30 protein-coding genes are annotated in these 23,325 nt (G+C 62.7%); 20 read left to right on the top strand and 10 right to left on the bottom strand.

Translation table 11 applies throughout. The features are described 5' to 3' along the window. Position 1: 1 nt before the first annotated feature. Genes Q1B16_RS12040 through Q1B16_RS12015 form a run of 6 tightly spaced genes read left to right on the top strand, consistent with a single transcriptional unit; the run spans position 2 to position 4,308 of the window. The gene (locus tag Q1B16_RS12040; RefSeq protein ID WP_299788601.1) at positions 2-445 is read left to right on the top strand and encodes a hypothetical protein; all 444 of its coding nucleotides are present in this window, start codon (positions 2-4) and stop codon (positions 443-445) included. Then, positions 442-843: a phage holin family protein gene (locus Q1B16_RS12035; protein WP_299788598.1), complete on the top strand. Its 402-nt coding sequence runs from the start codon at positions 442-444 to the stop codon at positions 841-843. Before Q1B16_RS12040 ends, Q1B16_RS12035 begins: the two co-directional genes overlap by 4 nt. After that, positions 836-1,600: a hypothetical protein gene (locus tag Q1B16_RS12030; RefSeq protein WP_299788595.1), complete on the top strand. Its 765-nt coding sequence runs from the start codon at positions 836-838 to the stop codon at positions 1,598-1,600. The genes Q1B16_RS12035 and Q1B16_RS12030 overlap by 8 nt, the downstream gene beginning before the upstream one ends. After that, the gene (locus Q1B16_RS12025) at positions 1,600-2,625 is read left to right on the top strand and encodes an AI-2E family transporter (protein ID WP_299788592.1); all 1,026 of its coding nucleotides are present in this window, start codon (positions 1,600-1,602) and stop codon (positions 2,623-2,625) included. Before Q1B16_RS12030 ends, Q1B16_RS12025 begins: the two co-directional genes overlap by 1 nt. A gap of 1 nt (position 2,626) precedes the next feature. Next, the gene (locus Q1B16_RS12020; protein ID WP_299788589.1) at positions 2,627-3,610 is read left to right on the top strand and encodes an amidoligase family protein; all 984 of its coding nucleotides are present in this window, start codon (positions 2,627-2,629) and stop codon (positions 3,608-3,610) included. Then, positions 3,595-4,308, top strand: coding sequence for a gamma-glutamyl-gamma-aminobutyrate hydrolase family protein (locus Q1B16_RS12015; RefSeq protein ID WP_299788586.1), 714 nt, complete (start codon positions 3,595-3,597; stop codon positions 4,306-4,308). Before Q1B16_RS12020 ends, Q1B16_RS12015 begins: the two co-directional genes overlap by 16 nt. Positions 4,309-4,312: 4 nt before the next feature. Here Q1B16_RS12015 and Q1B16_RS12010 read toward each other — a convergent pair whose 3' ends face one another. After that, positions 4,313-5,695, bottom strand: coding sequence for an MATE family efflux transporter (locus tag Q1B16_RS12010; RefSeq protein ID WP_299788583.1), 1,383 nt, complete (start codon positions 5,693-5,695; stop codon positions 4,313-4,315). 164 nt (positions 5,696-5,859) lie between these two features. Between Q1B16_RS12010 and Q1B16_RS12005 the strand changes: the two genes are divergently transcribed. The 4 genes from Q1B16_RS12005 to Q1B16_RS11990 are packed head-to-tail and all read left to right on the top strand — an operon-like array spanning position 5,860 to position 6,749. Further along, on the top strand, positions 5,860-6,048 hold the full coding sequence (locus tag Q1B16_RS12005) for a hypothetical protein (protein ID WP_299788580.1): 189 nt from the start codon (positions 5,860-5,862) through the stop codon (positions 6,046-6,048). Between the two features lie 5 nt (positions 6,049-6,053). After that, positions 6,054-6,317, top strand: coding sequence for a Rho termination factor N-terminal domain-containing protein (locus Q1B16_RS12000; protein ID WP_299788577.1), 264 nt, complete (start codon positions 6,054-6,056; stop codon positions 6,315-6,317). A gap of 4 nt (positions 6,318-6,321) precedes the next feature. Further along, complete coding sequence (locus Q1B16_RS11995) at positions 6,322-6,534, top strand: DUF2945 domain-containing protein (RefSeq protein ID WP_299788574.1); 213 nt, start codon at positions 6,322-6,324, stop codon at positions 6,532-6,534. A 20-nt stretch (positions 6,535-6,554) separates the two neighbouring features. Beyond that, positions 6,555-6,749, top strand: coding sequence for a PLDc N-terminal domain-containing protein (locus tag Q1B16_RS11990; protein WP_299788571.1), 195 nt, complete (start codon positions 6,555-6,557; stop codon positions 6,747-6,749). A 66-nt stretch (positions 6,750-6,815) separates the two neighbouring features. On the opposite strand, the gene Q1B16_RS11985 is transcribed toward Q1B16_RS11990, so the two are convergent. Continuing rightward, complete coding sequence (locus Q1B16_RS11985) at positions 6,816-7,238, bottom strand: c-type cytochrome (RefSeq protein ID WP_299788568.1); 423 nt, start codon at positions 7,236-7,238, stop codon at positions 6,816-6,818. A gap of 146 nt (positions 7,239-7,384) precedes the next feature. Between Q1B16_RS11985 and Q1B16_RS11980 the strand changes: the two genes are divergently transcribed. Next, complete coding sequence (locus Q1B16_RS11980) at positions 7,385-7,819, top strand: DMT family transporter (protein ID WP_299788565.1); 435 nt, start codon at positions 7,385-7,387, stop codon at positions 7,817-7,819. A 24-nt stretch (positions 7,820-7,843) separates the two neighbouring features. Here Q1B16_RS11980 and Q1B16_RS11975 read toward each other — a convergent pair whose 3' ends face one another. The 3 genes from Q1B16_RS11975 to Q1B16_RS11965 all read right to left on the bottom strand — a co-directional run bounded on the left by Q1B16_RS11975 (position 7,844) and on the right by Q1B16_RS11965 (position 10,583). Beyond that, positions 7,844-8,506 (bottom strand): DUF3047 domain-containing protein, encoded by a 663-nt coding sequence (locus Q1B16_RS11975; protein ID WP_299788562.1) that lies wholly within the window; start codon positions 8,504-8,506, stop codon positions 7,844-7,846. A gap of 114 nt (positions 8,507-8,620) precedes the next feature. Beyond that, positions 8,621-9,304: an ABC transporter ATP-binding protein gene (locus Q1B16_RS11970; RefSeq protein WP_299788559.1), complete on the bottom strand. Its 684-nt coding sequence runs from the start codon at positions 9,302-9,304 to the stop codon at positions 8,621-8,623. Next, positions 9,297-10,583 carry a lipoprotein-releasing ABC transporter permease subunit gene (locus Q1B16_RS11965; protein WP_299788556.1) on the bottom strand — a complete coding sequence of 429 codons (1,287 nt, stop codon included), beginning with the start codon at positions 10,581-10,583 and terminating at the stop codon, positions 9,297-9,299. The genes Q1B16_RS11970 and Q1B16_RS11965 overlap by 8 nt, the downstream gene beginning before the upstream one ends. A gap of 349 nt (positions 10,584-10,932) precedes the next feature. On the opposite strand from Q1B16_RS11965, the gene Q1B16_RS11960 reads away from it, so the two are divergent. Further along, positions 10,933-12,039: a pyridoxal phosphate-dependent aminotransferase gene (locus Q1B16_RS11960; RefSeq protein WP_299788553.1), complete on the top strand. Its 1,107-nt coding sequence runs from the start codon at positions 10,933-10,935 to the stop codon at positions 12,037-12,039. 116 nt (positions 12,040-12,155) lie between these two features. Continuing rightward, positions 12,156-12,365: a histidinol phosphate aminotransferase gene (locus Q1B16_RS11955; RefSeq protein WP_299788550.1), complete on the top strand. Its 210-nt coding sequence runs from the start codon at positions 12,156-12,158 to the stop codon at positions 12,363-12,365. Here Q1B16_RS11955 and Q1B16_RS11950 read toward each other — a convergent pair. Then, positions 12,354-13,550 (bottom strand): aminotransferase class V-fold PLP-dependent enzyme, encoded by a 1,197-nt coding sequence (locus Q1B16_RS11950; RefSeq protein ID WP_299788980.1) that lies wholly within the window; start codon positions 13,548-13,550, stop codon positions 12,354-12,356. The genes Q1B16_RS11955 and Q1B16_RS11950 overlap by 12 nt on opposite strands. 146 nt (positions 13,551-13,696) lie before the next feature. Here Q1B16_RS11950 and Q1B16_RS11945 point away from each other — a divergent pair, with 146 nt between their 5' ends. Both Q1B16_RS11945 and Q1B16_RS11940 read left to right on the top strand, forming a co-directional pair. Then, positions 13,697-14,413 (top strand): tyrosine-protein phosphatase, encoded by a 717-nt coding sequence (locus Q1B16_RS11945; RefSeq protein WP_299788547.1) that lies wholly within the window; start codon positions 13,697-13,699, stop codon positions 14,411-14,413. Further along, positions 14,410-16,155: an ABC transporter ATP-binding protein gene (locus tag Q1B16_RS11940; protein WP_299788544.1), complete on the top strand. Its 1,746-nt coding sequence runs from the start codon at positions 14,410-14,412 to the stop codon at positions 16,153-16,155. Before Q1B16_RS11945 ends, Q1B16_RS11940 begins: the two co-directional genes overlap by 4 nt. Here Q1B16_RS11940 and Q1B16_RS11935 read toward each other — a convergent pair. Beyond that, on the bottom strand, positions 16,152-16,466 hold the full coding sequence (locus Q1B16_RS11935) for an ArsC/Spx/MgsR family protein (RefSeq protein ID WP_299788541.1): 315 nt from the start codon (positions 16,464-16,466) through the stop codon (positions 16,152-16,154). The two genes, Q1B16_RS11940 and Q1B16_RS11935, sit on opposite strands and share 4 nt — an antisense overlap. Before the next feature lie 185 nt (positions 16,467-16,651). Here Q1B16_RS11935 and Q1B16_RS11930 point away from each other — a divergent pair, with 185 nt between their 5' ends. Beyond that, a complete protein-coding gene (locus tag Q1B16_RS11930) occupies positions 16,652-16,858 on the top strand; it encodes a cold-shock protein (protein WP_299788538.1) in 207 nt (68 codons plus the stop codon). A gap of 3 nt (positions 16,859-16,861) precedes the next feature. Here Q1B16_RS11930 and Q1B16_RS11925 read toward each other — a convergent pair whose 3' ends face one another. Further along, the gene (locus tag Q1B16_RS11925; RefSeq protein WP_299788535.1) at positions 16,862-17,767 is read right to left on the bottom strand and encodes a LysR family transcriptional regulator; all 906 of its coding nucleotides are present in this window, start codon (positions 17,765-17,767) and stop codon (positions 16,862-16,864) included. A 95-nt stretch (positions 17,768-17,862) separates the two neighbouring features. On the opposite strand from Q1B16_RS11925, the gene metF reads away from it, so the two are divergent. Further along, positions 17,863-18,729, top strand: coding sequence for a methylenetetrahydrofolate reductase [NAD(P)H] (gene metF / locus Q1B16_RS11920; RefSeq protein WP_299788532.1), 867 nt, complete (start codon positions 17,863-17,865; stop codon positions 18,727-18,729). Here metF and bhcR read toward each other — a convergent pair. Continuing rightward, a complete protein-coding gene (gene bhcR / locus Q1B16_RS11915) occupies positions 18,726-19,550 on the bottom strand; it encodes an HTH-type transcriptional regulator BhcR (protein ID WP_299788529.1) in 825 nt (274 codons plus the stop codon). The genes metF and bhcR overlap by 4 nt on opposite strands. Before the next feature lie 119 nt (positions 19,551-19,669). Between bhcR and Q1B16_RS11910 the strand changes: the two genes are divergently transcribed. Beyond that, positions 19,670-20,653 (top strand): glyceraldehyde 3-phosphate dehydrogenase NAD-binding domain-containing protein, encoded by a 984-nt coding sequence (locus tag Q1B16_RS11910; protein WP_299788526.1) that lies wholly within the window; start codon positions 19,670-19,672, stop codon positions 20,651-20,653. Positions 20,654-20,746: 93 nt separating this feature from the next. After that, on the top strand, positions 20,747-22,723 hold the full coding sequence (locus Q1B16_RS11905; protein ID WP_299788523.1) for an enoyl-CoA hydratase-related protein: 1,977 nt from the start codon (positions 20,747-20,749) through the stop codon (positions 22,721-22,723). Between the two features lie 2 nt (positions 22,724-22,725). On the opposite strand, the gene Q1B16_RS11900 is transcribed toward Q1B16_RS11905, so the two are convergent. Next, entirely contained in the window at positions 22,726-22,941 is a 216-nt protein-coding gene (locus Q1B16_RS11900; protein WP_299788520.1) for a hypothetical protein, read from the bottom strand. Positions 22,942-23,062: 121 nt separating this feature from the next. Here Q1B16_RS11900 and Q1B16_RS11895 point away from each other — a divergent pair, with 121 nt between their 5' ends. After that, positions 23,063-23,323 carry a DUF2312 domain-containing protein gene (locus Q1B16_RS11895; protein ID WP_299788517.1) on the top strand — a complete coding sequence of 87 codons (261 nt, stop codon included), beginning with the start codon at positions 23,063-23,065 and terminating at the stop codon, positions 23,321-23,323. Positions 23,324-23,325: the final 2 nt, after the last annotated feature.

Here is a 23,325-nt window from a genome sequence, read left to right as displayed (position 1 = left end):
CATGAGCACGACACAAGACAAATTCGACAAAGCCAAGGATCGCGCCACGGAAATCGCCTCTGACGCCAAAGACCTGGCAGCTGCGTCTGCCAAGGAACAGGCCGAAGCCGCCCGCGCGCAGGCGCTTGACGAGATGGACGATGCGGCAAGCGCTGCAGATGCGGCCCGTGATGAATTCGAGCCGTATTCACTGCAATCTGCGGCCTTGGAGCAAATCAGCGCCCAAATCAACGCGGTCGCGACACAGTTGCGAGACAAGCCGATCGACGCGATGGTCGATGACGTTGCCGTCTTTGCCCGCAAGAACCCGCTTCTCTTTCTTGGTGGTGCCGCTCTCGTTGGTTTCGCAGCCGCGCGCTTCCTGAAATCGAGCGAAGGGGCTCATGTCGCGGATTACGACGATCCGTGGTCCGGTCACCTGAGCCGTACGGAGACCGACCAGTGACCCAGCCGACCCCGCAACCCCACGATATCCGCAGTCTGATCGGAAGCATCCTGACCGAGGCGCGGGCCTTGTTCCGCACCGAACTGCAACTGGCCCGTCGCGAATTATCCGAGAACGCGTCCCGCGCCGGTGGAGGGCTTGTGCTCTTCGTCATCGCGGCACTTGTCGCCTTCGTCGGTCTCAGCGCATTGGCCGTCGCAGCAGTTCTTGGCGTGGCCGCTCTGGGCGTGCCCATGCCTTGGGCTGCACTGATCGTGGCCATCGCATTTCTGGCGATCGCCCTGATCTTTGCTCTGATCGGCAAATCCCGCATTTCGGCCGCATCGCTCGCCCCGAAACGTACCCTGAAACAAGTCAAATCCGACATTGACGCAGTAAAGGAGATGGCCCGTGCCTAACGCAGACCAACTCGAACGCAACGCAGAAACACACCGGGCGCATCTGACCGATCACATCAGCGCCCTCGCCAATTCGGTCAACCCCGAGGCAACCGCGAAACGCGCGGTCGGCCAAACGGCCGATCTGGGCCAGACGGTCGCCACCGCCCTTTTCAACGGAGCAAAGCGTGCACCGACGGGCCTGGCCTTGATCGGGCTGGGCGCGGCTTTGATTGCGCTCAACAGCAACGCGTCGTCCAAGCCGCAGTTGAGATCTTACGATGAGATGGAAGGCCACGACGATCGCATCGCCCGCGCCGACGCGCAGATGAAAGCACGCGCGCAGGCCCGTTCCGGTCGATTTGCAGGGGCGCAGTCGTCCTCGACCTTGCGCAAGTCATTGGACAAGGGGCTCGACAAACTGCCGCCCGAAGCTCGCGCCCGCGTGACCGAGGCACGCCTCAAGGTGATCGACGCGCAGGAAAAGGTCGAACGCCAGGCCCGCCGCGCATCGAAGCAGGCGCGCGAAGCGCATGACAGCCAGCCCTTCCTCACCGGTGCCATCGTTGCCGGAATCGGGGCTCTCATCGGTGCGCTGTTGCCCTCGACCAAGGCCGAGGCCGACCTGATGGGGGCTACGCGTGACAAGGTGATGCGCGATGCCGAAGCGGTTCTGCATGAAGAATTGGCCAAGCTGGAACGCCAAGGCAAAGCTGCCGTCGAAAGCGGCATCCGCGAAGCGCGATCGGAATTCTCTGACGCGCAGCAGCGCGCCTGATGCTGTCACATTCCGAGACACGCGCCAAAACGCAGACCATCTGCATGGTGCTTGTTGCACTGGTCACGGTCGTCACTGCCATGAAACTGGCAATGGGCCTGCTCGCCCCGGTGACTTTGGGTCTCATCATCGCGATCGTCGCGGCACCCGGCATGCGCCTTCTGGCGCGGCTGGGTGTTCCGCGTGCGGTCAGTGCCAGCATCAGCCTGCTGATCGTCGCCATCATCACGGTCGTGCTGATCGCCGGGTTGGGCCCAATCGTGATGGACTTGATCGGTCAATTGCCGCGGATCGAAGATGAAATCCGTTGGTGGGTGATCGAGGCCAGCCGCGCGATCCGGGGGCTGGAGTCGGTCCAGTTCGAATTGGAGCAAAGCCTCGCCGAAGATGGCGAAGCGATGGAAGAGGCGATGCCCGGCATTCTGGACGCGCTCTGGGTCGCGCCGAATTTCGCGGCGCAATTGCTCACCTTTGCCGGCACGTTTTTCTTCTTCACACTGACGCAAAATGAGATCTACGCCTATTTCCCCGGCCGCGCCTCCTCGATGCGCCAAGCCGACAGGGCAGTGTCGCATTATTTTGTCACCGTCACCGCGATCAACGCCGGGCTTGGCACGGCTGTGTTTGCCGCCATGACGATCATCGGTCTCCCGAACCCGCTCCTTTGGGGCGCGGCCGCATTCATTCTCAACTTCGTGCTGTATCTCGGGCCCGTCATGTTGCTGGTGGCCTTCGGTGTTGCAGGATTTACCGAATTCAACGGAGCGTATGCGCTTCTGCCCGCGCTGGCCTATTTCACTTTGAACATGACCGAGGCGCAATTCGTCACGCCCACCCTTGTCGGCCAACGTTTACAACTGAACCCGCTTGTCGTCTTCCTGGCAATCCTCTTCGGCCTCTGGATCTGGGGTCCAATCGGTGGGATTGTGTCGCTCCCGGTGCTGGTATGGACGACCGCCTATCTGGCGCACGCGCCTGAGAGCCAGCCTGAGATCAGCAAGGACATCGCTCCGACACAGGCGTGACATGATACAAAACGATCCACACTTCCCTCCCCTGCCGATGGACACCACCGCAGACGGTCACGAGCGCCTGTGCGGCATCGAGATCGAATTCGCTGGCCCGACGGAAATGGAGACCGGTGAACTCATCGCGCGGGATTTTGGCGGAACGCTCAAAGATCGTGGCGATCACAGCGTGACGGTCTGCGACACGAAATTCGGAGACATTGAGGTCGAACTCGACATTTCGCTGCGCAAACGCGAGGACCTGCCGTTTCTACAGGAAAGCCTCGATGCGTTCCGAGGTCTCATCCCGGTCGAAGTGGTCACCCCGCCGCTGAGCCGGAGCCAACTCGAAGAGTTCAACGCGATCTGCCAATCCCTGCGCAACATCGGCGCAATGGGTTCGCGCAGCGGGGTATTGCTCGGCTTCGGCGTTCACGTGAACCCCGAAGTGGTCGCGCCGGATCACCGCTTCACGCTCGACACCATCACGGCCTACGCGATGCTCGAACCCTGGCTGCGGGCAAAGGAACAGGTCGACGCGACGCGGCGCATGATGCCCTTCGTCGGCGCTTGGCCCAACGGCTTCATCTCGGCCCTCGCGAACACCCGCTTTGACACCTTGGCCGATTTGATGCGCATTGCGGCGAGGCATATCAAAAGCCGCAACCAGAGCCTCGATCTTCTGCCGCTGTTCAAACACGCGGAACCCGATCTCTTTGCCGAGATCTTCAATATCGACGACAAAACTTCAGCACGTCCGACCTTCCACTTCCGCCTGCCCGACAGCCGCATCGACGAAGCGGACTGGTCCCTTCGTCAACCCTGGCAGCTTTGGCGGCAGGTCGAATTGGTCGCTGCCAATGACGATCTTCTCGCGGCGCTTAAATCCGCGTGGCAGACCCACGATTCCGCATGGTTCGAACGAAAATCCGTCTGGGTGCGCACCATCGACACCCTGCTGGAACAGCACAAGGCAAAGGCCGATATATGCAACGACCTCTGATCGCCGTCACCACCTCGTCGCGCACGGGATGGCGGGTGTTTCCGCTCATCAATCTGAACCTCTGGATCACCGGAGGTCGGGGTGTGCGCTGGGGTGTCGGGCGTGTCGTGGATCTCGAGGACGTGGACGGCCTCATCATCGGCGGTGGCGATGATATCGGGCCAGAGCTTTACGGTGGCAAGCTGGGCATTTCCGCGCGGCTCGATCCCGACCGTGACGAATTGGAGCGCTGCCTCGCCGAAGCGGCGCTCGACCAAAACATCCCCGTCTTGGGCATTTGTCGTGGCTCACAGATGTTGAACGTCGCGCTTGGCGGGACGTTGGATCAGGATGCGTGGACAACCTACGGCCCTGATCGCAAGATCAAGACGATCCTGCCAAAGCGCGAGATCTGCGTGGAAGAAGCGACCCACCTGTCGCTGATCAGCGGAGAACAACCGATGAAGGTTAACGCGTTGCACACGCAGGCGGTGGATAAGCTTGGCGAAGGCTTGCGCGTGTCGGCGCGTGACACCGGCGGCATGGTTCAGGCGATCGAACGTGTGCGCGACCCTTTCGCACTTGGCGTGCAGTGGCACCCGGAGCACCTGTTTTACGCGCACGGCCAGCGTGCCATCTTCCGCGCGCTGGTTGCAGCCGCCGACGCCTATCGTCAGGAGCGCAACCAGACCCGCGCCATGCGGGACGAGCTGGCCTGACCGCTCACCCGTTGGCTTGTGGCAAGATCTTCGGGACCTCACGCCCCTGCACGGATGTCATCATCCCGGTCGCCTGCGCGCAGAACAAACCGCCGATGATGGCATAGGTGTTGGCCAGAACTGCCGCCATCAGAATGCCGGTGTAGTCGAACATCCACATCAACGCCCAGGCCAACGGCACATAGACGACGAAAATCCGCGACAGGCTCAGGCCCAGCGAATAGGCCGCTTTCGACCGCGCGTTCATGGCGGCGTTGGTAATGACAAGGATGCCGTAGCCCATGATGCTCCAGCTGACGATCCGCAGATATTGCGCCGCGTAGTCCCGCGCTTCGGAGCCGTCGGCAAAGAACCCTGCGATCTGGTCGGCAAATATCGTGACACCTGTGGCAAGAACCACCCCGTAGACAACACAAAACAACCACGCCTGCTTGAGCGCACTCCGGGCCCGGTCCTGCTTTTCCGCACCAAAATTCTGCCCGACCACCGGACCGATCCCGGCAGACAGCGCAAACAACGCCACGAGCGCAACCGATTGCACCCGCGTTGCCGCTCCGAACCCGGCTACGGCCGCTTCGCCAAGTGTCGCAACCGCCGCCGTCACTAGCGCCATACCCGCCGGATTGATCGCGTTCGACCCGGCTGCCGGAACACCGACCGCGATCACCTCGCGTATCGAGGACCACAGGCCTTTCAGGGGTTTTTCGCACACAGTGAGCATCCCGCATCGCCACGCGTACCAAACTGCCGTACCCGCACCGACGGCGCGTCCGATGGTTGTGGCCAGTGCTGCGCCTTCGGTTCCCATGCCGGGGATCGGCCCCCAGCCGAAGATCAGCAGCGGGTTGATGGCGATATTGACCACCGCCGCAAGAACCATGATCGCCGCCGAGGTGGCACCGTCCCCATGTGCGCGGAACACCGCATTGCACACCATCATCAGCACGAGAAAGGGAAAGGACAGCGCCCAGAACGGCACGTAGGCCCGCGTTTCTTCCAACGCGGCGCCTTCTGCGCCCATCCACTGAAAAAGCGTCGGCGCGAAGAAATGAAACCCAAGCGCCACCAGAATGGCTAACCCAAGGCCAAGCCCCAGCGAATGCAGCGCAAGCCGGATAGGTGCCTCTGTATCATCCCGATCGCGGCCGATGGTCTGCGACACCACCGCGTTGGCCCCGGCGGACAGCCCGATGGACAGCGACGTCAGCGCAGTTGTCACCGGGTAGATAAAACCCACCGCCGCCAGGGGCGCCTGCCCCAATTGTCCAAGGAAATAGGCGTCTGCCAAACCGACACTCAGAACCGCGAAAATGCCGAAGGTCATCGGCGCGGACACCCAGGCGAGTGCTTTCCAGGTCGGTCCTTTGGTCAGATCAGCCGTGGCCATGCACAAATTCCTTTCAGACAATAAATCGGGATGGGCGGTCGCAAACCACGCCACCTTCGCCCCTTAACGCGCTTTCCCGCCACCGGTTCCGACGCAACAGTGTGGGAACTTTCAACAGAATTATGCGTTGGGCGGGTGAAATTCAGAATTCGAGAGGTACACGAATGTCCGCTCCATCAACAAACGTCGACAAACAATCCAAACGCCACCGCCCGGTCATCTGGGGTTTCATTGCAGTGGCGATCTTTGTTGCCGTGCTGTTCTTCGCTTATCTGGCCAACCTTTCTGCACAAGGCAATGAGCCGGGCGAAGAGACCGAAGCACCGGCGGCGGCCGCGACGACGGACGGGTAAGACCGATGGCTGACAATCACGGATCCTCGATCAAAGACGACGAAACCTACGAATCCCTGCGCGACGACGGCTACAGCAAGGAGGCTGCCGCGCGCATCGCGAACGCGCAGGCCAGCGATAGTCAGAACCCGTCCAAGAAAGGTGGCAAGGCGCCGCCCTACGAAGACTGGACCAAGGACGAGCTTTACGACCGCGCACAGGAGCTCGACATCGACGGGCGATCGGACATGACCAAGAACGAGCTGATCTCGGCTCTGCGCGATCGGTAAGCTCATGTCACGCAGCGAAGGCGATAAAGTCCAATGGGAGTGGGGCAATGGCACCGGATCGGGAACGATCACGAAGGTCTACACCCAAAAGACCACCGTCAAGATCGACGGGTCCGAAATCACCCGGGATGCCAGTGAGGATGAACCGGCGTATCTGATCGAACAGGACGACGGCGACGAAGTTTTGAAAAGCGAAAGTGAAGTCAGCGCCGCCTGAGGCGGCCGGAGGAAAAGATCATGGGAATTGAAATCACGGGCATCGGAGGTCTCATTCTTCTCGTACTGAACATCTGGGCTTTCGTGTCGATAATCGGGTCGAACAACTCCACGGGCTCGAAAGTTCTATGGTGCCTGCTGGTGTTGGTCCTGCCGATCCTCGGGTTTATCATCTGGTTGATTGCCGGACCGAGATCAGCACCGGCCAAAGTCTGACGCGTCCAAAAGCTCCGCAATGTTGCGGGGCTTTTTTCTTGAATTACAAATACCTCTTGGCAGGCGTTATCGCGCTGCCTGAATGCTTTCGAGATACTCCAAAAGCGCGACCAGCTTGCGGGGTGTCGGCGTCATCACGCCATCCCCGGTATCCAGCGGCACCAGATCGCCCTCGAGCAAGGCTCCGAATTCCGGCATATCCGGGACGTTCAGATCAGCCTTGGTATAGCCATCGATGGTTGAAAGCACCTCGACACGGGGAAACTCGCCACCGTTACGCACGGCGATCAGCGTCAGATCTGGCGGCGCCTTTTCCATCGCGCGGGCCATCGGGCCGTTGCCCTTGGCATCCGCGCTGTGACAGATGGCGCAGTTTTCCATGAACAATGCCCGTCCGTCGCTGGCCTGCGGCATCTCCTCGGGGGTGCAGGCCGCGATCAGGCCAGCGGCTAGCGCGCCGATGGTCAGGCTGAATAGATGTGGGCGCATTTTGGCCTCCTTGCTCGAACACGCGCAGAGTGCCTGTGTTTCGACAATCGCGCAACCACGCGCCGTGGCGTCCGGCCGCGATCCCGGGTGACAATCGGCAGAACCCGGCGCAGTCTGTCCCGAACATCGCTCAACGGAGTCGCCCCATGCCGATCTTCGCTTTGACCATGCTTGCCGCCGGGATCGGCATCCCACTACTTGCCGCGCTGAACGCGGCACTTGGCGTGCGGATCGGATCTCCGGCGGCCGCGGCGATGGTGCTGTTCTGCGTCGCCCTTCTCGCCACAACGATCGTCACCCTGGTGACGGGACCACGCGCGCTTGTGAACCTGCCACTGGCGCCAAGGCATCTTTTCTTCGCCGGGCTGTTCGTGGCGTTCTACGTCCTGTCGATCACCTACATCGCGCCGCATTTCGGCATCGGCAACGCGGTGTTCTTCGTGCTTTTGGGACAGCTGATTTCAGCCGCGCTCATCGACCATTTCGGCCTCTTTGGCGCGCGGGTCAGCCCGCTCAGCCTCACCCGTGCTACCGGCATTGCCGTGATGGCCCTCGGCGTCTGGATCACTCAACGCGCGTGACCGTTGGGCCGTCGGATCAAAGGTTCAATTGACGCTCAGCCCGCTGATCGATGCTCGAATGCGGCTGTTGGTGTCATCACTGTCCCCGGACAGCGCAATCCCCACCAACGCGGCCTCGCCGCCGCCGAAAGAGTTGGCGTAATCCCGCGCGAGGTTCACGTTTTCGCTGGCAGAGCCCGTGCCGGACCCGCGCAGAACCACCGTTTTTCCGCGGTTGCCCAGATACGGACTATTGAGCACCGCGCCCCGGTTGTGCACCCCACCCCAGACATAGACCAGAACGCGGGCCGCATCGTTTGTCAGTAGCTGGCGCACGCTGGCGCCTTGCAGCGCCTCGGCCTGGTTTGCCGGCAGGAACACGAAGTAAAGCGCAAGGTTGCGATCGTCCCCGCCCTTCTTGCGCAAATCGGTGGCAGGCACGCCTTCCTGAACGCTCCACGACCACTGGGCGGATGTGGCATCCCAATAGGATTGCGGCAGTTGGCGATAGGCCAAGGATACCGATCCGTCCGACGCCACGCTCACCGAATTGCCGTTGAACCCGTAGGTGTTCGACGAAAACAGGGAAAATTTCTGTGTCTTCCACGACCCGTCAAAGGACACCGGCGCGGCACCGACCTGAAGGGCCATGAGGGACAGAAGGGCGGCGGCGGCGAGACTGCGGGACATGGTAAACCTTTCGTTCATGGCCTCGTCCTACCAGTCTTCGCGCCTCACCTGCATCAAACGATCCCGTGAAGCCATGTGTCAGCACACAGGGCGATTAAGCGCCTGTTTACCTCTGTTAACCAATCCTAACGATCAGACGGGGGCCAAAACGCCCTGGTCCAGCCGCAACCGCCGGTCCATCCGCGAGGCAAGCTCCATGTTGTGCGTGGCGATCAGCGCCGACAGCCCGGTTTCGCGCACAAGCGTCATCAGCGCATCGAACACCGTATCTGATGTCGCTGGATCGAGATTGCCCGTCGGCTCGTCCGCCAGCAGCACCGAAGGCCGGTTCGCCAGCGCCCGGCAAAAGGCCACGCGCTGCTGCTCGCCCCCCGACAGAGCCGCCGGCCGGTGATGCGCGCGCGGCGCGATGCCGACGATCTCCAGCAAGTCCTGCGCCCGCGCATCCGCGGCACCGCGCGCCACTCCGGCGGCAAGCTGCGGCAGGACGATGTTCTCCTGAGCGCTGAACTCGGGCAGCAGGTGGTGGAACTGGTAGACGAACCCCACCTCGTCGCGCCGCACCACCGTGCGCTTGCGATCCGACGCCCCGGTGACGTCCGCACCGGCAACCTCGACCGTGCCGCTGTCGGGCGTGTCCAAAAGACCGGCGATGTGCAAGAGCGTCGACTTGCCCGCCCCGGACGGTGCGACAAGCGCCACAACCTCGCCCTTGGTCAGCGTCACGTCCACACCGCGCAACACCTCCACCGCGCCGGGCGTACCCGCGTTGTAGGTCTTGGTAACCCCGGTCAATCGCAGCGAAACATCACTCATAGCGCAACGCCTCGACCGGGTTCATCCGCGCCGCACGCCGCGCCGGGAAAATGGTGACGACAAAGCTCAATCCCAACGACAGCGCCACCGCGCTGAGCACATCGCCCAGCCGCAGTTGCGCGGGCAATTCATAGATCCCCCGCACCGCCGGATCCCAGACGCCGCCGCCCGCGACGTAGTTCACGAAGGAAAAGATCGGGTCGATGTAAAGCGCGAAGAGGCAGCCGAGGATCACCCCTGCGACGGTGCCGATCAGGCCCGTGAAGGCGCCGCAGATGAAGAACACACGCAGGACCGCCCCCTCGGTCAGGCCCATGGTGCGCAGGATCCCGATGTCGCGGCCCTTGTTCTTGACCAGCATGATCAGGCCCGACACGATGTTCATCGCCGCGATCAGAACGAGGATCGACAGGATGATGAACATGACATTGTCCTCGATCGCGAGCGCGCGGAGAAACCCGCCCGACGCGTCCTGCCATGTCCAGACCAGACCGCGCTGCCCGGCGGCCTGCACGATCGGCAGGGTCATGTCTTCAACCCGGTCCGGGTCTTCGACCATCACCTCGATCTCGTCGGCGACGCCTTCGCGGTTGAAATAGAGCTGCGCCTCGGCGAAGGGCATGTAGATCCGCGTGCGGTCGATGTCATAGCGCCCGGCGGTGAAGATGTAGACCACCTCATAGGCCTTGACGCGCGGGCTGGTTCCGAAGGCCGTGCGCACACCGTCGGGTGAGATCAGCTTGACCGGATCGCCAAGTGCAATGCCCAATTCCCGCGCGACGCCGGACCCGATGGCGATGCCTTCGGTGAACCGGCCCAGATCGCCCTGCGCGGTCTCGGGATCGGCGATACGCGGGATGGTGGCGAGGTCCTCCTCGGCGATGCCGAACACCTCCACACCGGCGTTGCGGCTGTTGGCGGTGGCCATGACCTGGCCTTTGACCAGCGGCGCCGCACGGGTGACGCCCGGCACGGCGGCGACGGATTGCGCGAGGGTCTCGTAATCCGCGATCGTGCGGCTGGCCCGCCCGAATTCATCGGTTTGCTGAGTGTAATAGACCGTGACATGGGCGTTGGAGCCCAGGATCGTGTCGACGAATTCGGCGCGAAACCCGGAGCGGACCGCCAATGTGGCGATCAAGGCGAACACGGCCAGAGTGATGCCGATCAGGCTGATCCAGGTCATCACGCTTACCCCGCCTTCGGCACGTCGCGCGCGCAGGTAGCGCCAGGCGATCATCCATTCGAATGGGGCAAAGGGCGGTGGGGTCTGGGCCATATCGGTCTCTTGCTGCTCTGGGTGATAAGTGGCCGCTTGATCCGGGCGGGTCAAGCGCAGGACATGGGTCCGGTTCGGACCTATTGTTTCGCGTGCGAAACATTCGGTCAGCAAGGCTGACGTGTTTTGAACCCGAAGACCAGCACCATTTTGGCCCAGGCAGGGTTTTCTGGACCAAGCGAACGCATTCTTAACAATTCGCCAATAATTTATGGAAGGGGCCAAAGATTTTTCGTACGAAAAATCTGGGCGGCGGGGTTCATGTTTCGAAAGGCAGTGTCCGGCTGAAACCTGGCGTTGCATGGTTTCGACGCTTGTTCACCGGGCGCGCGCTTGGCATAGACGGGGCATGCCCGGACCCAGATACCCTGACCTCATCGCCAACCTGCCAGCCACCGTCCCTTTCGTCGGGCCCGAAGTGCAGGAACGCCAGCGCGGCGCGCCGTTCCTGGCGCGGCTCGGCGCGAATGAAAGCGTCTTTGGTCCCTCGCCTTTCGCCGTGGCCGCGATGCAGGATGCGGCTGGCCAGTGCTGGAAATACGCAGACGCCACGAATTACGACCTGATCCACGCGATTTCGACCCGTCTGAACGTCCGTCCCGCCAACATCATCATCGGTGAGGGGATCGACGGGTTGCTGGGCTACGTCGTGCGGCTTCTCGTGGCGCCCGGCGACGCGGTGGTGACGTCGGACGGCGCTTACCCGACCTTCAACTACCATGTCGGCGGTTTCGGCGGCATCCTGCACAAGGTCCCCTTCAAGAACGACCATGAAGACATCGACACGCTGATGGCGAAGGCGGCCGAGGTCGACGCAAAGCTGGTTTACCTGTCCAATCCCGACAATCCGATGGGCAGCTGGCATAGTGGTGCGAAGATTGAAAAGGCGCTTGAGTCGCTTCCCGATGGCACGCTCCTGATCCTGGACGAAGCCTATATCGAGTTCGCCCCCGACGGCACCGCGCCCACCATCGACGCCGACGATCCGCGCGTGATCCGGATGCGCACCTTTTCCAAGGCCTTCGGCATGGCGGGCGCACGGGTGGGCTACGGCATCGGCGCGCCCGAGCTGATCAAGAGCTTCGACAAGGTGCGCAACCATTTCGGCATGTCGCGCATTTCGCAAGCCGGCGCGCTGGCCGCGTTCGAAGACGCCGCTTGGCTTGAAGATGTGATCGCGTTGGTTTCCGAAGCCCGCGAGCGGATCGGGACGATCGCCAAAGCCAATGGACTCACGCCGCTGCCCTCGGCCACCAATTTCGTCACGGTGGATTGCGGACGCGATGGTGCCTTCGCCAAGGCGGTTCTCGCCGCTCTCATCGACGAAGGCGTGTTCGTGCGCATGCCGTTCGTGTCACCCGGCGACCGGGCGATCCGGATCAGCGCGGGGCGGGCCTCCGATCTGGACGTGCTCGAAGCGGCGCTGCCCAAAGCGCTCAAGACGGCGCGCGGATAAGCAAATCGCGCGGTCTTCACGGAAAATTTGGGCATTTTGGCCAGTTTATCGCTGACGCTTCGGTTTTCTGCGCTATTCTGTCGCAGTGAAGACAGGCAATGCGTGCGGAGAGGCCGATGGACCAACATCATCCCAAGCGGGTCGAGGATTACACGACCGCCAGTCTCATCCTGATCTTCGTCAATTTGCTTTGGATCTTCGGCGTCATCTGGGCGCAATTCGGTCTTGCCGCCGTGATTCTGCTGGGCTGGGCGCTCAATCACGGGATCACCCGGCTGGCACAGTATCGCGCCAGCCGCGAAATCCGGTGGCCGTCAGACGCCTGAAATCACTTTCGCCGCTTCCGACACGCCTCCGGCGCAGTGGGGAATACCCAAGACGCCAAGCCCCGCCTCGACCACGCCAAGCAGTCCGAGGATCATGTGCGCGTTGACGTGACCCATATGGCCAAAGCGGAAATACCCGTCGCTCTGCGGATCGTCCTCGTTTGCCATGCCAAGCCCGATGCCCAGCGTGACTCCGGCCTGATCCGAACACCAGCGGCGCAGTTGCGTGCCGTAGGGTTTTCCGATCGCCAGCGCCGTCACGGCGTGGCTGCGCAGCGCCGGATCCGCGATATTGAGCCTGAGCGGGCCATCCTTGCCCCAATGTTCGACGGCGGCCCAGATGGCGCGGGCCAGCGTCGCGTGACGCGCCCAGATCGCCTCGAGCCCCTCTTCGTGGATCATGTCGAGCGCCGTGCGCAGACCGTAAAGGTGGTGCGTCGGGGCGGTGCCGCTGAAATACTGGTAGAACGCCTCGGGGGCCGCGCGTTGGGTCCAGTCCCAATAGGTGCTGACCCGATTCATGCGGCGGCGCACCTCTGCGGCCTTGTCGTTGAAGAACACGAAGCCCAGACCCGGCGGGCACATCAGCCCCTTCTGCGAACTGGTCATCGCAACATCGACGCCCCAGGCATCCATCTCAAACCGGTCACAGCCCATCGCGGCGATGCAATCGGCCATCAGAAGCGCCGGGTGGTTCAATTCGTCCAGGATCGCGCGCAGCGGCGCGAATTCGTTGCGGTTCGAGCTTGACGTGTCGACATGCACCGCCATCACCGCCTTGTAGGCATGGGCGCTGTCCGCCTTGAGCGTCTCGCGGACCCGGTCGAGATCGAATGTCCCGCCGTTGCCGAAATCCAGCACATCGACATCGATCCCGCGCGCTTCGGCGATGCGGCTCCAGGCCATGGCGAAAAAGCCGGTGGCCAGCACCAGCACCTTCTCGCCCGCCGCCACGGTGTTGGCGAGTGCGGCTTCCCACGCTCCATGGCCGTTGCTGATGTAGATCGCGACATGACCCTCGGTGCGGGCCACGCGCCGCAGGTCGCGCATGAGACCGTCCATCATGTCCGGCAATTCGCCCTCGTAGATGTTCGGCGACGCCCGGTGCATGGCCCGAAGAACGGCATCCGGCACGACCGAGGGGCCGGGAATGGCAAGATATGTACGACCATTGGACAGGGACATGACGAACCTCGACAGGATGGGAATGACCTGCCGAATGAACAGGTTGGCGCGCACCCTACCCCGTTGCGCCGCGCCGTCAATAACGTGCGGCGCTTGCCAGCACGCGTCGCAGTCTCTACATCCGCGCCTGACGCAAAGGGGACCGGATGCTGAAACGGCTGTGGACAAAGATCGAAGACGCAGAGCGCAAGCTGCGTCGGTCGTTCGGCAAAGACATCACCGACCCGGGCGCCCGGCGCTGGTCGACCTTTCATTACCACGTGTTCGACCACGCGTTCCTGCGCACCTTCTGGACCAACTTCTTCGAGATCGCGCCCGGTGTCTACCGGTCGAACCAGCCGACCCACGCCCGGTTCGTGAAATACAAGGCCATGGGCATCAACACGGTGGTGAACCTGCGCGGCGAAGACAAATACGCCCACTACCTTTTTGAAAAGGAAACCTGCGAAGCGCTTGGGCTGAAGCTTCTGAACACCAAGCTACAGGCCCGCAACGCGGTCAGCCGCAAAAAGATCCTGCATGTGATCGACACGTTGCGGCAGGCGGAAAAACCCTTCGTGTTTCATTGCAAATCCGGTGCCGATCGGGCCGGGTTCGTGGCGGCGCTGTACCTCATGGTGTTCGAGAACCAACCCATAGACATCGCGCGCAAGCAATTGTCGTTGAAGTATATTCACCTCGATTTCACCGCGACCGGCGTTCAGGACTATATCCTCGATGTCTATGCCGCCCGCGCGGCACGCGATCCCATCGGGTTCGAAGACTGGATCCGCACCGAATACGACGGCAAGGCGATCCAAGCCGGGTTCGATGATCGGGTGCCCGCACACAAGCTGGCCTTGCCTGCGGCATCGCTGACATGACCGAGGCCGCGGTCAATCCGCGGGGCCTTCTGCTCTGGGTCTGGCGCGGTTACCTGTCCAAGCATTGGCGGCTTCTCATCGTCGCGATGGTCTTCATGGCGTTGGAAGGCGGCATGTTCGGGGCGTTGTCCTATATGATGAAGCCGATGTTCGACCGAGTCTTTGTCGGCGGCGAGGCGGATGCGATCCTCTGGGTTGGCTTGCTGTTCCTGGGGATTTTCATCGTCCGCGCGGTGGCCAGCATCGTTCAAAAGGTACTTCTCACCGGGATTTCGCAGCTTTCCGTGGCCGACATCCGGCAGGACCTGCTGGCGCATCTGATGGTGCTGGACACGGCGTATCACCAGACCCATTCGCCCGGCTACCTGATGCAACGGGTCGAAGGTGACGTGGACGCGATCAGCAAGGTCTGGCGCACCATCATCACCGGCGCCGGGCGCGACGTGATCGCGCTGATCTCGCTCTTTGCGGTGGCGATTTCCGTCGATTGGCGCTGGACGCTCGTGGCGCTTCTGGGTGCGCCGATCCTGATCGCGCCGTCGGTGTTTCTGCAACGCTACGTGCGCAAGGAAGCGCGCCGCGCGCGGGATGTGGCGGCCAAGCTGTCGGTGCGGCTGAATGAGGCGTTCCACGGGATCACGCCGGTGAAGCTCAACGCGCTGGAGCGGTATCAATCCGACAAGTACCGGACGCTGACCGAAGAGCGCGTCCGCGTCGAAACCCGCAGTGCACTGGGTCAGGCAACGATCCCCGGCATGATCGACATCATGGCCGGTCTGGGCTTCATGGGGGTGCTGTTCTACGGCGGCAGCGAAATCCTGTCGGGCGAGAAAACTGTCGGCGATTTCATGGCCTTCTTCACCGCAATTGGTCTGGCGTTTGAACCGTTACGGCGTCTGGGCAACGTGGCGGGTGTCTGGCAGGTGGCCGCCGCCGGGATCGAACGGATCCGCCAAATCCTCGACACCAAGCCTGACCTGAGAAGCCCGGCGCAGCCCAAACCCGCCCCGACGGGCGTGCCGGAGATACGGCTTGAGGATGTGTCGCTAAGCTACGGAGATACAACGGTTCTTGACCGATGCAGCTTCACCGCCGAGACCGGACAGACGACCGCACTGGTTGGCCCGTCTGGCGCCGGAAAATCCACGATTTTTAATGTCCTGACGCGTCTCGTTGACCCATCACATGGAGACGTGACGATAGGTGGCCTGCCTGTCTCGGAAATGGCGCTCGCAGATCTGCGCGGTCTTTTTTCGGTGGTGTCGCAAGAGGCGCTCTTGTTCGATGATACGGTGCTGGAGAACATCCTTTTGGGCCAGCGCGAGGTGTCCGACGCCCACCTGAAACGCGCATTGGATGCAGCACATGTTTCGGACTTCCTGCCGCAATTGTCTGACGGCTTGAACACGCCGGTCGGGCCGCGCGGATCGTCGCTGTCGGGCGGTCAACGGCAACGCGTGGCCATCGCCCGCGCGTTGCTGCGGAACCGGCCGATCCTGTTGCTGGACGAGGCGACGTCGGCTCTGGATACCGGGTCCGAAGCCAAGGTGCAGGAAGCGCTGGACGAACTGTCCAAGGGCCGCACCACGCTGGTGATTGCACACCGCCTGTCGACGGTGCGGGATGCGCACAAGATCGTCGTGATGGACCAAGGCCGCGTGATCGAGCAAGGCACGCATGAGGCGCTGCTGGCAAAATCCGGCACCTACGCCGCGCTTCACCAGATGCAGATGCGCGATTAGACCCCAAGCGCCGATTGGGTGCTCTTGTCCCACCCGAGATACAGCGTGTCCCCTTTGGCGATCAGCGGGCGCTTCATCAGCTTTGGATGCGCAACCAGCAGCGCCTTGGCGTCCTTGGACCGCTCGACCTCGTCCAGAGCGCGCCACGTGGTTGAGCGCGTGTTGACCAGTTTGTCGCCGAACAGAGCCAGTGCGCGGTCGAGCGTTTCCTCCGGCACAGGGGTCACCGACACGTCCACCAATTCTGCGTCTGGAAGCGCTTTCAATGCCTTACGGCAGGTGTCGCAGTTTTTTAGTCCGTAAAGAACCATTTTTGTCTCCCCGTCGTGCTCTGACCCTTCGCAGAACGGCACGCGAAAATGTGCATTTCATACTTGCCTTTAGGTCAGAGCGATCAATCTCATGTTGTGTGACCGGGTGTCGCAGAATGCTGCCCCGGTCGCAATAACAGCGACCCAAACCGGTCGGAATTGACGACAAGAGGAGACACGGGATCATGCCGAACGGTACCGTGAAATGGTTCAACGCAACCAAAGGCTATGGCTTCATTTCCCCAGAGGATGGCGGCAAGGACGTGTTCGTCCACATTTCCGCCGTCCAGCAATCCGGGATGGAGAGCCTGAGCGACAACCAGAAGGTCAGCTTCGAGATGACCGAAGGGCGCGACGGCCGCATGATGGCATCCGACATCACCGCACTCTGAACGTCAGGCGGATTGCAGCCGCTGCGCCTCTTGCCGGGCGAGGCGGATCAATTCGGCGACAAAGGGCTTGTCCGTGTCCGCCGTCCGCGTAGCGGCGTAGAGACGGCGTGTGATGCCGTTTTCCGTCAGCGGTCTGGTGACATAGTCGGAGCTGTATTTCACCTCGCGCACCACCCAGTCTGGCAACACCGAAACGCCGCGGTTGGAGGCCACGAGGAGCAGGATCACCGCCGTCAGTTCGACCTGACGGACGCTGGCCGGTTCGACCTTTGCGGGGATGAGCAATTGGCTGAACACATCGAGGCGCGATCGTTCGACCGGGTAGGTGATCAGCGTCTGCCCGCGGAAATCCTCGGCGTCGATATAGGGTTTGTCAGCCAGAGGGTGCGACGCAGAGGCCACGAACACGGCGTTGTAATCGAAAAGCTCGGTAAAGGTGACGCCGGGGATATCTTCGGGATCGGAGGACACGACCAGATCGACGTCTTCCTTTTGCAAGGCGGGCAACGCGTCGAAGGCCAGACCGGGGCGGATGTCGACATCCACGTCGGGCCAGCTCTTGCGGAAGGCTTCGAGCACCGGGAACAGCCATTCGAAGCACGCATGGCATTCGATGGCGATGTGCATACGCCCGGACGACCCGTCGCGTAGCCCGTCGAATTCCGCCGCCAGTGCCTCGACCTGCGGCAAGACCTGGTTGGCCAGCCGCAAGAGCCGCATGCCCGCCGCCGACAGGCGCATCGGCTTGGACCGGCGCACGAAGAGCTCGACCCCGGCCTGATCCTCGAGCGCCTTGATCTGGTGGCTGAGGGCCGACTGGGTGATGTGAAGCTGGTCCGCCGCCTTCGCGACGCCGCCGTAATCATGGATCGCCTTGATGGTACGCAGGTGTCTGAACTCGATGTGCATTATCAACCGTATTCATGTTGAAGATTAGATTTATGAGTTTGTCTCACAATGCTGCACGTGCGACAAGGGCCTCAACGCCATCAAGGAACCTCACGATGACAACACCGTCCGTTTCGTTCGAATTCTTCCCGCCGCAGACTCTCGAAGCGTCGTTCCGCCTTTGGGACACGGTTCAGGTGCTGGCCCCGCTCCAGCCACGTTTCGTGTCCGTGACGTACGGCGCAGGCGGCACAACCCGTGACCTGACGCGCGAGGCGGTGGCGACCTTGCACAAATCCTCGGGCCTGCCGGTCGCGGCGCACTTGACCTGCGTGAACGCGACGCGCGCCGAAACGCTGGCCATCGCGCAGGATTTCGCCGCCGCGGGCGTGACCGACATCGTGGCCCTGCGTGGCGATCCGCCCAAGGGTGAGGCGGGATTCGTGCCGCATCCCGACGGGTTCGCGTCGAGTGTGGAGTTGATCGAAGGCCTACGCGAGGCGGGTGATTTCACCATCCGCGTCGGCGCTTACCCCGACACGCATCCCGAAGCCGCAGACAGCCAGGCGGACGTGGCCTATCTCAAGCGTAAATTCGACGCGGGCGCGTCCGAGGCGTTGACACAGTTCTTCTTCGAGGCCGAAACCTTCTTCCGCTTCCGCGACGCCTGCGAGAAGGCCGGGATCGACAAGCCGGTCACGCCGGGGATCCTGCCGATCGAGAACTGGAAGGGGGCCGCGCGCTTTGCCAAGAAATGCGGCACGGACATTCCGGCATGGGTTGTGGATGCGTTCGAAAAGGCTGAACGCGACAGGCGCGAAGATCTGCTGGCGACGGCGATCTGTGCAGAGCTGTGTTCGGACCTGATCGATGGCGGCGTCGACACGCTGCATTTCTACACGCTCAACCGCCCGGAACTGACGCGCGACGTGTGCCATGCGCTGGGTGTGACACCCAAGCTCGACCTCAAGAACGTCGCCTAGGTCGGACCGCCCAGCGCGGCGGTCAGCTTGGCCGCCGTCGCCTTGACCGACGCGGCCAGGCTTTCGATCCGTTCATCAGGGATACGCGCGGACGGTCCCGAGATCGAGACCCCCGCGACAGGTTCGCCATGCATGTCGAACACCGGCGCCGCGATACAGCGCATTCCGTCGTTCTTCTCTTCCGCATCAAAGGCATATCCCCGCTTCCGCGTGGCGGCCAGATCCGCGGCCAGCGCTTCGGGCGTGGTCAGGGTATTCTCGGTGAACGCGGGCAGTTTGTGCTTGCGGATGATCGCCGCGACCTCCTTGTCCTCCATCTGCGCCAGTAGCGCCTTGCCAATACCGGACGAATGCATGGGCGACATCGCACCGGGTGGGAAAAAGGCGCGGATGTTGTGGTGGGTTTCGACCTGGCTCAGGAACAAGACATGCCCGTCCCGCGACACGCCCAGATTGGCGGTTTCCTCGGTCTGCTGCATCAACTCACGCAGGAATGGACGGGCCCGTTCCACCAGCGACGTGCGGCGCAGAAAGCGCGATCCGATGTGGAACGCCCCTGCCCCGATATGCCAGGTCTGCGCGACGGGATCGAAATCCACCATGCCGCGCCCTTCGAAGGTGGACAGGACGCGGTAGACCGTTGCGGGGGATTGTTTTAGATCTTCAGAAAGATCGGTGAGCGTGGCGCCCCCGCGTTCGCTCAGCCGTTCGAGAATGACAAGCGCGCGGTCCAGAGACTTGATCTTGTTCTGTTCGGTCGTGTCGCTCCACGCGCGAGGCCGACCCCGTGCGCGCCGCTCTGGTCCTGTCTCTGCGTTCATGCCGGCCCCTGTCAGCTGCATTGTCTCGATACAAAAAACATTTTTACAATGTGAAAAAATCAGAGTTGAAATGCAAGCCGTAACGCACAGGTTCCTGACCGCAGGACGAGGGGTGAGATATGCGCATCGTAATTCACGGGTTCGGTCGGATCGGCCGGGTGATCCTGCGACAGATCCTGACCGACCCGGCCCATGCCGATATCGAGGTGGTTGCGGTCAACGACCTCGCACAGCCGGACACATGCGCGTATCTGTTCAAGTATGACAGCGTGTTCGGACCCCTGCCCGGCGGCGTCACCTACGAAGACGGACGCTTGCACGCGGGCCAGCGCAGGATCCCGTTGCTCACCGGGGTCAGGATGGGCGACCTTCCCCTGAACAGAATCGATCTCGTTCTGGATTGCACCGGCGCCACCAAGGACCGCACGACCGTTGAGGCCGCACTCTCGGCGGGGGCCAAATCCGTGCTGATCTCTGGCCCGTCCGACATCGCCGACATCACCATCGTGAAAGGCGCGAACGAGGACCGGATCGGCGATGCAAAGGTCGTGTCCAACGCGTCCTGCACCACCAACGCGCTGGCGCCACTGCTGCGCGATCTCGATGCTCGGTTCGGGTTGATCCAAGGCCATATGACGACGATCCACTGCTATACCGGCAGCCAGCCGATGGTCGATGCGCCGCGCGGACCCGATCTTGCCCGCAACCGCGCCGGGGCCGTCAGCATGGTCCCGACGACGACGAGTGCTGCGGAATTGATCGACCACGTGCTGCCCGATCTTGCCGGGCGTGTCACCGGAGCCGCCGTGCGGGTGCCCGCGATCAGCGTGTCGGCGGTGGACCTCGTGGTGCGGCTTGCGCGCCCTCCGGCGGACGCGGCCAACGCTTTGCGTGATCTGGCCGATGCAAACCCGGTGATCGGGCGCGTCGAAGACCCCTGCGTGTCCGTCGACATGCGCGCACGAACCGAGTCGCTCGTCATCGCGCCCAACGAAACGCTCCAGACCGGCGATCAACTTCGCATTTTCGGCTGGTACGACAACGAATGGGGCTTTTCCGCGCGGATGCTGGATGTCGCACGAATGATGCACATACGCGCCTAATCGTGCAGGATTGTTGCCAGATGGGCAACAATGGCCTCTAATACGCTGCAAAGACGAGGCGGAAGAGCCAAAAACAGGCCATCGGAGCAGCGGATGGGCGCAGAAACCGACATTTCGGTCAGGAACGGGGTCGCGCATGTCGTGCTGGACGCCGGTCCTTCGGCACGACTGAACCACCGCGTCATTGCTGCACTGGATGCGGCCTTGACCCAGCTTGCCGAGGACGACACCGTCGAGATCATCGTGATCCGGGGCAAGGGCGCGAGCTTTCCTTCCGGCATCACCGAACCGCAAGGGGGCGGGGACGATCGCGGCAATCACCTTTCCGACCTGTGCCAGCGCCTCGAATCCAGCGCCAAACCGGTGGTTGCAGTTCTGACGGGAACGGTCGTCGGCGCGGGCGTCGAGATCGCGCTGGCCTGCCACTACCGGCTTGCTCAGGCGCAGACGCGTATCGGCTTCCCGCACGCCCGTCTTGGTCTCGTGCCCAGCGCGGGCGCCACGCAACGGCTTCCCCGCCTTGTCGGAGCCGAGGAAACGCTCGATCTCTTGCTCGGCGGCCACCTGCGGCCCATGACATCGGGCAAGCTCTCTGCGCTTGTCGACCAGGTTTTCGACGATACGGCCGAGGCGGCAATCGAACGGTTCATCAGCGATCTTCGCAGCAAAGGGGCCAAACCCCGACCGACCGCAGACCGGCGCGTCGGATTTGCGGATGCGGCCGCCTACCACGCCGCCGTGAAACGAGCCCGCGTGCAGATCGACGCCTCGCCCGAAGTGACGCCGAAACATATCCTCTCCGCCGTCGAGGCCGCGATGCTCTTACCGATCGACGCGGGCCTCGCCTTTGAGCAGGCCGCGGCCGAAGACTGCGCGGCGACCGACCAATCGGCGGCCCTCGCGCATCTCTTCCACGCCGAACAAGCCGTCAGCGCGCAAACGCGGCGCGCTGACCTGCCGGATATGTCCACGATCGCGGTGCTCGGAGGCAGTCCGATCGCGGTTCAGATCGTGCTCGCCGCGCTTGAAAGCGGTGTCGCGGTGAACTGGCTCATCAAGGACCCGCAGCAACAACGCGACAGTGTCGGTCATGTGCGCAGCGTTCTGAAAGACGCGGTGACGTCCGGACAGATGGACGAGGCCCGTCTGACACGAAGCCTCGACCTCATGCGTTACGGCGACACTGACGCCGTCATCGCCGATGCGGATATCGTCCTGCGCGCCACGCGGGGCCAGCGTGGCGTGTCGGTCCCGCCCGGCATCCCGCTGGCGCATTGCCTGCCCGGAACCGATCCAAGGCTTGCCCTGCATTTCGCCCCACCCGCGTCGACCTCGCGCCTTGTGGAGGTGATCCTCGGACCTCAAAGCACCGACACGGACCGCCTCGCGGCGCTGGCGCTGGCCCGACGTCTGAACAAACTCCCGGTGGTGGAAACGACATCCGGCGCCGGGATCTATGACCGGTTGCGCCAGACCCTCTGGCGTGCAGCGGACAGCCTTGTGGACCTTGGCCAATCGCCGTTTTCCATCGACGCGGCGCTGCGACACTGGGGGATGCCGCACCCACCCTACGAGATGGCCGACCTGCTTGGGTTCGACACCGTGGCCCGGCAAGACAGGCCCGAAGGCAGCCGGAACTGGACCGCCCTCCTCGCCCGGTCAGACAGGCAGGGCCGTGGCTCCGGGCGGGGTTACTACACACACATGCCGTCAGAGCCGCCGCAGCCCGACCCCGGTGCGCTCGCCCTGATCGAGAGCCAACGCGCGCCACAACCCGAGATGCCTGCGGAGAAGATCGTGCGGCTGACCCTCGGTGCGATGGCCAATGAGGGCGCGAAGGCGCTGCGCGAGGGCGTGGTGCCGCGCTCCGGCGACATCGACGTGATCTCGGTCTTCACCCATCTCGCCCCGACATGGCACGGCGGCATCATGCACGCGGCCGGAGAGGCCGGGCTGCTGCAAATCACACGCGCAATGGAAAGCGTGGATCATCCCGACCGTGCGCTCTGGACACCGGACCCGGTCTTTGCCGAGCTGATCAAATACGGGCGTCGCTTCGACGACCTGTGACCTCAGCCAAGGAAGATCCCGAGGATCACCATCATCAGTCCCAGTACCGACACGAACAAGGCCCCGAGATTTATCGGCATGACCTTCTGCACTTCGGAGCGCAGCGCGTCATCGCTCAGCCCCGCCTTGCGCGCCTTGCCGACCCGCAGGATGCAATAGACCAGCCCGCACAAGCCCGCGAATGACACCGCAGCGCCCGACCAGATCAGAATGTCCATGATGCTCTCCCGGAGTGGTCTCACCTCGGGCGGCGGTAATTCATCACCCGCCCGGTGACAAGCCCTTGAAGGCCCGCGCCGCCATCGCTACGACACCATCCAAATCGAATGGGAGCCGGACATGGACGACAGCGCAATCGAAGCCAACTACCGCGTCACCGCAGATGAGCTGCGTCAGTTCATCGAACGGATCGAACGGCTGGACGCCGAGAAGAAAGACATCGCCGACCAGCAGAAAGAGGTCATGGCCGAGGCAAAGGCCCGCGGTTACGACACGAAGGTGATGCGCAAGGTCATCGCCCTGCGCAAACGCGAACCCGATGACATCGCCGAGGAAGAAGCGGTACTGGATATGTACAAGGAAGCGCTCGGCATGAGCTGAGT

The organism is uncultured Marivita sp. (assembly GCF_947488135.1).
Lineage (GTDB): Bacteria > Pseudomonadota > Alphaproteobacteria > Rhodobacterales > Rhodobacteraceae > Marivita.
Note: the sequence above shows the minus strand (reverse complement) of the source record. Positions and strands in the feature narration are given on the sequence as shown.

Coding starts and splice junctions, on each gene's coding strand:
- bhcR (WP_299788529.1), bottom strand. CDS start 19,550: ATGAACGCAGAGACAGGACCAGAGCGGCGCGCACGGGGTCGGCCTCGC.
- Q1B16_RS11970 (WP_299788559.1), bottom strand. CDS start 9,304: ATGAGTGATGTTTCGCTGCGATTGACCGGGGTTACCAAGACCTACAAC.
- Q1B16_RS11960 (WP_299788553.1), top strand. CDS start 10,933: ATGCCCGGACCCAGATACCCTGACCTCATCGCCAACCTGCCAGCCACC.
- Q1B16_RS12020 (WP_299788589.1), top strand. CDS start 2,627: ATGATACAAAACGATCCACACTTCCCTCCCCTGCCGATGGACACCACC.
- Q1B16_RS11980 (WP_299788565.1), top strand. CDS start 7,385: ATGCCGATCTTCGCTTTGACCATGCTTGCCGCCGGGATCGGCATCCCA.
- Q1B16_RS11985 (WP_299788568.1), bottom strand. CDS start 7,238: ATGCGCCCACATCTATTCAGCCTGACCATCGGCGCGCTAGCCGCTGGC.
- Q1B16_RS11995 (WP_299788574.1), top strand. CDS start 6,322: ATGTCACGCAGCGAAGGCGATAAAGTCCAATGGGAGTGGGGCAATGGC.
- Q1B16_RS12010 (WP_299788583.1), bottom strand. CDS start 5,695: ATGGCCACGGCTGATCTGACCAAAGGACCGACCTGGAAAGCACTCGCC.
- Q1B16_RS11965 (WP_299788556.1), bottom strand. CDS start 10,583: ATGGCCCAGACCCCACCGCCCTTTGCCCCATTCGAATGGATGATCGCC.
- Q1B16_RS12005 (WP_299788580.1), top strand. CDS start 5,860: ATGTCCGCTCCATCAACAAACGTCGACAAACAATCCAAACGCCACCGC.
- metF (WP_299788532.1), top strand. CDS start 17,863: ATGACAACACCGTCCGTTTCGTTCGAATTCTTCCCGCCGCAGACTCTC.
- Q1B16_RS12000 (WP_299788577.1), top strand. CDS start 6,054: ATGGCTGACAATCACGGATCCTCGATCAAAGACGACGAAACCTACGAA.
- Q1B16_RS11950 (WP_299788980.1), bottom strand. CDS start 13,550: ATGTCCCTGTCCAATGGTCGTACATATCTTGCCATTCCCGGCCCCTCG.
- Q1B16_RS11975 (WP_299788562.1), bottom strand. CDS start 8,506: ATGAACGAAAGGTTTACCATGTCCCGCAGTCTCGCCGCCGCCGCCCTT.
- Q1B16_RS11935 (WP_299788541.1), bottom strand. CDS start 16,466: ATGGTTCTTTACGGACTAAAAAACTGCGACACCTGCCGTAAGGCATTG.
- Q1B16_RS11925 (WP_299788535.1), bottom strand. CDS start 17,767: ATGCACATCGAGTTCAGACACCTGCGTACCATCAAGGCGATCCATGAT.
- Q1B16_RS11910 (WP_299788526.1), top strand. CDS start 19,670: ATGCGCATCGTAATTCACGGGTTCGGTCGGATCGGCCGGGTGATCCTG.
- Q1B16_RS12015 (WP_299788586.1), top strand. CDS start 3,595: ATGCAACGACCTCTGATCGCCGTCACCACCTCGTCGCGCACGGGATGG.
- Q1B16_RS11940 (WP_299788544.1), top strand. CDS start 14,410: ATGACCGAGGCCGCGGTCAATCCGCGGGGCCTTCTGCTCTGGGTCTGG.
- Q1B16_RS11945 (WP_299788547.1), top strand. CDS start 13,697: ATGCTGAAACGGCTGTGGACAAAGATCGAAGACGCAGAGCGCAAGCTG.
- Q1B16_RS11955 (WP_299788550.1), top strand. CDS start 12,156: ATGGACCAACATCATCCCAAGCGGGTCGAGGATTACACGACCGCCAGT.
- Q1B16_RS11905 (WP_299788523.1), top strand. CDS start 20,747: ATGGGCGCAGAAACCGACATTTCGGTCAGGAACGGGGTCGCGCATGTC.
- Q1B16_RS11900 (WP_299788520.1), bottom strand. CDS start 22,941: ATGGACATTCTGATCTGGTCGGGCGCTGCGGTGTCATTCGCGGGCTTG.
- Q1B16_RS12025 (WP_299788592.1), top strand. CDS start 1,600: ATGCTGTCACATTCCGAGACACGCGCCAAAACGCAGACCATCTGCATG.
- Q1B16_RS12040 (WP_299788601.1), top strand. CDS start 2: ATGAGCACGACACAAGACAAATTCGACAAAGCCAAGGATCGCGCCACG.
- Q1B16_RS11895 (WP_299788517.1), top strand. CDS start 23,063: ATGGACGACAGCGCAATCGAAGCCAACTACCGCGTCACCGCAGATGAG.
- Q1B16_RS11990 (WP_299788571.1), top strand. CDS start 6,555: ATGGGAATTGAAATCACGGGCATCGGAGGTCTCATTCTTCTCGTACTG.
- Q1B16_RS11930 (WP_299788538.1), top strand. CDS start 16,652: ATGCCGAACGGTACCGTGAAATGGTTCAACGCAACCAAAGGCTATGGC.